Here is a 5983-nt window from a genome sequence, read left to right as displayed (position 1 = left end):
TATAACTTCTACCTTTCATTTCTTTACCTCCATTCACTTTATACATTATACTGAATGTATAAGGAATTGTCCAAGATAGTTTCGGGGCTTAAGAGTAACTTTCTTGTAATTTCTTTCTTTGCGTCATCACCAATATCATCTTTGTTCCTATCTTCTAGCCTGTAGAGCTGATTCCTTCCGTTCACCAGAATTAGCATTTATTATAAAGTGATATATTTTAAAATATGTTCCTTTCCTCTCTGGATTTTCATGTTTGGTAACTAAAACATCATTCATACTCTTAATCTCTAATATATCACCAACAATTTGGAATATTTTATTTCCATCAACTTCAACATAAAAATTCTTAAGCATTTCCAACCTCTTTGTTAAAGCTGTGCTAGATTGAACCGATTTATTAAATAAAATTGTAAATCCAAATTCTACATCTTGAGTCATATATCCTATCAATTGCTTCAATTGGTTTTCAAAATTACCCCATTCTTTATTTTCACCAATTGCAATAGTTCTGTAAATACCATCCTTATATGTATAAATATAAAAGTCACATTCTCCTATATTCTTTTTAGAATAACCGCTTGGCATTTCTCTTGCAATAATTATTCCATTCTCATGTAGCTTTTCTTTTGCTATATCGCTAACATCATCACTTAACTCTGTCTCAGTAGTACTCTGTAATCTTCTAGGGTCATTTTGTCTTAGCATTATTGCATTATATAATTGTTTAATTACTAGTTGTTCGTGTTTGGGAATATTTGTTTCTAATTTTAAGTATGTTTCATATTTATTCTTTGTCCTGAAAAATTCCATTTTTTTATCATCTGGTAATAATTCTAAGTAATCTTCCAAATTTATATCACGTAATTCCTCATAAGCTGGCCCATATATTTTATAATACTCCAAATCATGTGCTAAACCCTCCTCGAGAAAGTCCCAATCTGAAAATAAGATTGACTTATAATTATCTATATTATTAATATTTTCAGCAACATAAATGTCTTCTTCACTTATTAATTCTTTTTCATCAATAATCTCTTCAAACTCATATTCTGTAACTTCTAACCACCATTCTATTAAGTGAAACAAAGCATATTGCTGAACAGGATTAAGTTCATGTAAATAAAAATCTGTTGTATACTCTTTTAATTCTTCAATTACTTCAATACATTTCTCCTTATTTTTTCTTACAAAATGAAATGGAAATATTTCATCTAATATATCTTCATAATCTAACCCTTTGCATGTTTCTATATAAAGTTCTAGTATTAAATATATATTCCTATTAACCTTTTCTAATAAAGTATTTGAAATTTTAAAATCAGTATTAATCAATTTATTTGGTCTCCTTATAATTTATTTAGTCAACACATTTTGAGAATATGACAAATTCAAACACGGCTTAGCTAAATGTTGATCTTTCTATTATTTCATCCTATGCTACCTCCATATTTAGTCTATATCCTTGCAACAATTTCATCTATTTAAGTTCTTTTTAAATTATTATCTCATCATTTTTATTAAAATTGAAGTAACATTGAATATTTTTCCAAGTTCAATATTAAAGTTTATTACCTTTGATTTATAGACAATAATTTGTCGTAAAACTTTCTACTAGAGCTATCTTCAATTAATTTGCCTTTATGTTTCTTCTAAATAGTGACTATTCCTTGAATATATCATCAAATCCAAACATTCGTTTGCATAATTTTATCTTTCATGTCAATAATTAAAATAGAACTTATGGAAAGGACTGATTCTATGCAGTATAATAATATTATAGAAACATATTTTGTAAGAGAAACCTCAGATAGATATGAGGAATTTTTACTTAAACCCAAAAACGATTTTGTATTTAAAAAGATTTTTGGTGATGTAAAAAATAAAGACTTATTAATCTCTCTCCTAAATTCTATATTAAGTGACAAGGTAAAGGATGTAACAATTTTAAATTCTGAGCTACTTAAAGAGAATATTGAAGATAAGAAAAGCGTCTTAGATGTAAGAGCTATAACTGATGTTGGCCATCACATTGATATAGAAATTCAAGTTTTAAGAACTGTTTCTATGCCTGAAAGAAGTCTTTATTATTGGTCAAAGCTTTACATAGAACAAATTGCTGTAGGTGAAAGTTATAAAAAGCTTAAAAAGACCATAGCTATTAACATTGTTGATTATGATTGTATAAATACTAATAAGTATCATAACCTATTTCATATTCAGGAAGATGAAACAAAGTTAAGATTAACAGATGTTTTAGAAATTCACTTCATAGAATTGAGTAAACTAAAAAATATAAATACTATGGATAACTTATACCAGTGGATGAATTTTATTAAAGGTGATTCAAAGGAGGTTATTTTAGAAATGGCAAAAATTAATAGAGATATAGAAAAAGCTTACGATATTCTAAGAACCATGAGCCAAGATAAAGAGGCTCGTGCCCTCTATCTTTCAAGAGAAATGGCTCTTCACGATGAGGCAACTAGACGTGAGGAAGCCTTAGAAGAGGGTAGAGTTACTCTTTTAATTAAACAACTTAATAGAAAGTTTAAAGACTTACCTAGAGATTTAGAAGAAAAAATTAAAAAACTTTCAGAAGATAAATTTGAGATTTTATCTCTTGATATCTTTGAGCTAAACACTATTGAAGATATCTATAAATACCTATAAATATTTATTAGCCATATTTTTATTGATTTGTAAAAAGGCTACTCTAAATTTATTAGGGTGGCCTTTTTTCGAGAGGAAGAGATTCAATAAATGGTTCTGTATTCCTCGATAAATTAAGCTGCATTAACCCTTAACATTTTCTTACTAATAAAAGCTACCTTTTATTTTCTTCCTACTTAAGCCTAAAATTCCCCTCTTTTCCCTTTTCAATTTCCACAGTGTAATCCTTGCACATTTCATAGATTCTTGAGCCTACAGCTTCATCAAAGTTTAGAAGGTCATTTACAAGATATTCTGTACTGATAATCAAGGGGAGATGGTTAAGGTATCTATGGTTTATAATCTCAAAGATGATGTTTATGTCTGCTTCAGTGATTTTTCCTTTAAAAAGGTCATCTATTAGTAGCACTTCACAGCTTTTGTATTTAGTAATGATTTTTTCATAGTAGACACCATCCACCATATTTTGTTTTAGCTTGGTTATTGTATCACGATAAGGCATGTACACTACCTTTACATTTTTCTTTAAAAGGTTTAAGGCCAGAGCAACGCTTACATGGGACTTTCCACTTCCCACTTGTCCGCAAAGCAAAATGCTATTTCTTCTATTATTTTTTATGGTGCTAAAGTCCTTATAATAAGCCATGGCAGTTTCTTTGATTTTTCGTGAAGCTTCATTCCAAACTTCAAAAGAAGAAAAGGTTTGTTTACTAATCTCCGGATTTATCCCTGCTTTTACCCAGCCGTTTTTTATTATTTCTAGCTGCCTACAATCACAGGAAACTGCTAAGGGAGCATACTTTTCCTGAGGAATAAGAATCCACCCAGTGTCACCGCATTTTTCACATTTATATAAGCTCTCCTTCAATCTGGATTTGCTCTTTTGCTGTAAGTCTTTTAGGATCTTCAGGTTTAAAACCGCTGAATTTTCCTGTATTATTTTCTCTAAAGTTGATTCTGTTTCCATGTTTTATTCCCTCCAAATCTTTTGGATAGCCATCTTTAGCCCAGTTTTTAAGAATTCCATTTATATAGCTCATAGAAGTCTTATTTGCTTCTAAAGCTTTTTCTATAGCCATTTTTACATTGTCATAACCATGTACCTTCACTGCTGTTTTTACCGAGTTTAGATTTAACTTTCCAACATGCCCTGTTAAGCTCTCAAAATGTTTTAATAAAGCTACAGATTGTCTTTCTACTTCTTGTTGTAGCTGTTGTTTTATATCTTTTTCTTCTTTTATTTCTTTTTGTTTTTCTTCTTCTTTTATTTCTCTTTCTATATGTTTTTCTTCTTCTCTTTCTTCCCCATAGTCTATGGATATAGTATTTTCTGGAGTTTCACTTGGTATGGATAGGGTATGTGTAGGGTATTCCTGTAATTTAGATATGGTATCTAAGGGGGGTTCCTGTGAGGTTGCATTAAAGTTTCCTTCGTCAGTTGAATAGGGTATCCAATTAATGTCTTCTGTTAATTTTTGCTGTTTCACTATGTCTATAAGTTTCTTTAAAAACTCTTTATTTTTAACCTCTGCCAGCTCTTTGGTCATACAGCTTTTTACTTTTGGGCTATTTACAAAATTAAACTTTAGCCAATTTAATAACATCACTTCTTTAGTTTCCTTGCAATAGAGTATTTTCCCATACTCCTGAAACTTCTTCAGTAGGTTTTCTATTGTTTCTCTATCATAGCCTGTGTCCATTTCTATAATTCTCATGGATAATTCATATATTCCACACTGAGAGGTTTTACTATTAGTCATTAGATAAAGATAAAAGTATTTTTCCTGTGAATTTAAATCTAACACAAAGGCATCCTGCCAAAAATCAACATGAACTTGTCTATAAATAGCCATAATACTCCTCCTCAATTTCAAGAGCTCTAATAACTTCTTTCTTACATACTCTCTTATATATTTCTGGGTACTTTCTTTTAAGTACTTCATCATCTACTTTATAAGAAGTCTTACTTTCAAGTTTTATAACAAAGTCTCCAAGTTTCTTGCTTCTACCATTTCCAAATACATCAATTACATTGTCTTCAATTAATCTCATTTCTTCTTCTATTTCTTTAATAGTATCCTTTAAAGCAAAGTAATTTAAAATTTTAATCATTAGTTCTTTACTGTTTTGGTTCTCCTCATAACTTTGTACTACCATAGTATTCCTCCTCAAAATTAATCTAACTATTTTATACCATGTCTAAAAATGAATTTAGTTAAAAAAATATTCCCTTTATTTCTTTTATAAAGTAAACTAAATTTAGCTATTTATTTTATATGAAACTAAAGCCAAGACCTAGCTTGTACAGCAGTCCTGCCTTAGTTTCTTTAAGGCTCTTTCAACATAAAAATTCCTCATAAAAGACTATATAAGTAACCACAATGAAGAATTAAATTAAGTTCATGTGTGCATTGATTACTCTCAAACTTCTACTGGTAGGTAAATCAGAATGTTGTAGAGGTATTTTGTATTAATAGTAAAATTACTACATAATTTTATGATGAGTAAATTTATGTAGTTAACTGAAGCATATAGCTTATATAAATCCTGTAAATATATTTTAGTTTCTAATGATTTAGTAAGTTATTTTCCATACATTGTTACTTTTATCACAAGTTTCATAAATTTATATTATTGCACTAAGCGCAACTTGTCAATATTATACAGCAAATTTTCTTAATTTTTGCAAAAATTATTTACTTTAGCACAACTTATGATATTATATTAAGTATAGAGGTGATTTTGTGACAACCTTTGGCGAAAGATTGAAAGAGTTACGAAAAAGTAAAGGATATACCCAACAACAGTTAGCTGATATCTTTTCTTTAAGTAAGAGCTCTATTTCTAGATATGAAAAGAATCTTCAATTACCTGAAGCCTCCACCCTACCAAGAATTGCAGAGTTTTTTGGTGTTTCTTTAGACTACTTAATGGGCCATGATGGAGAAGATAATGAAAAACTCTATGAGTTTAATATAGATGATATAGTCATTCCCGAGGATTATTTAGAGAAATACAAGGTAACGCATATGGATAAAAAACAATATGTATTATATTTAAAACGAGAAATTGAGGCATTCTTTATGAATGATGAATTTGATGAAGAAGACAAGAAGGAAATACTAGATACTATGTCTGAAATATTTTGGCAAGCAAAAGCTATGAGTAAACGAAAAAAATAGTCTCTAAGAGGAATTTTTATGTTACATATAAGAGTAACACCACTTTACAAGTAATTTAAAATTACCAAAAAATACAACGTACCAAACGCCTTCTAGATATCAATACTAATCTTGTGAACACCAATATTGAT

The 5983-nt window shown here is 29.2% G+C and carries 6 protein-coding genes; 2 read left to right on the top strand and 4 right to left on the bottom strand.

What is annotated here, in order from left to right:
• Nucleotides 1-147: 147 nt before the first annotated feature.
• On the bottom strand, nt 148-1332 hold the full coding sequence (locus J2Z44_RS21080) for a hypothetical protein (protein WP_021285688.1): 1185 nt from the start codon (nt 1330-1332) through the stop codon (nt 148-150).
• Between the two features lie 426 nt (nt 1333-1758).
• Here J2Z44_RS21080 and J2Z44_RS21075 point away from each other — a divergent pair, with 426 nt between their 5' ends.
• Nucleotides 1759-2670, top strand: coding sequence for an Rpn family recombination-promoting nuclease/putative transposase (locus tag J2Z44_RS21075; protein ID WP_209650046.1), 912 nt, complete (start codon nt 1759-1761; stop codon nt 2668-2670).
• A 172-nt stretch (nt 2671-2842) separates the two neighbouring features.
• Here the strand turns inward: J2Z44_RS21075 and J2Z44_RS21070 are convergent, their stop codons facing one another.
• The 3 genes from J2Z44_RS21070 to J2Z44_RS21060 are packed head-to-tail and all read right to left on the bottom strand — an operon-like array spanning nt 2843 to nt 4827.
• Nucleotides 2843-3490, bottom strand: a complete 648-nt coding sequence (locus J2Z44_RS21070; protein ID WP_035320044.1) for an ATP-binding protein — start codon at nt 3488-3490, stop codon at nt 2843-2845.
• Nucleotides 3491-3518: 28 nt separating this feature from the next.
• Nucleotides 3519-4523, bottom strand: a complete 1005-nt coding sequence (locus tag J2Z44_RS21065; protein WP_021285685.1) for a DnaD domain protein — start codon at nt 4521-4523, stop codon at nt 3519-3521.
• Nucleotides 4510-4827, bottom strand: coding sequence for a hypothetical protein (locus J2Z44_RS21060; protein ID WP_021285684.1), 318 nt, complete (start codon nt 4825-4827; stop codon nt 4510-4512). Before J2Z44_RS21060 ends, J2Z44_RS21065 begins: the two co-directional genes overlap by 14 nt.
• A 587-nt stretch (nt 4828-5414) precedes the next feature.
• Here J2Z44_RS21060 and J2Z44_RS21055 point away from each other — a divergent pair.
• Nucleotides 5415-5852, top strand: a complete 438-nt coding sequence (locus J2Z44_RS21055; protein ID WP_021285683.1) for a helix-turn-helix domain-containing protein — start codon at nt 5415-5417, stop codon at nt 5850-5852.
• Nucleotides 5853-5983: the final 131 nt, after the last annotated feature.

It is taken from the genome of Clostridium punense (assembly GCF_017874425.1).
Classification (GTDB): Bacteria; Bacillota; Clostridia; order Clostridiales; family Clostridiaceae; genus Clostridium_J; species Clostridium_J punense.
This window is presented reverse-complemented; position numbering and strand designations above follow the sequence as displayed.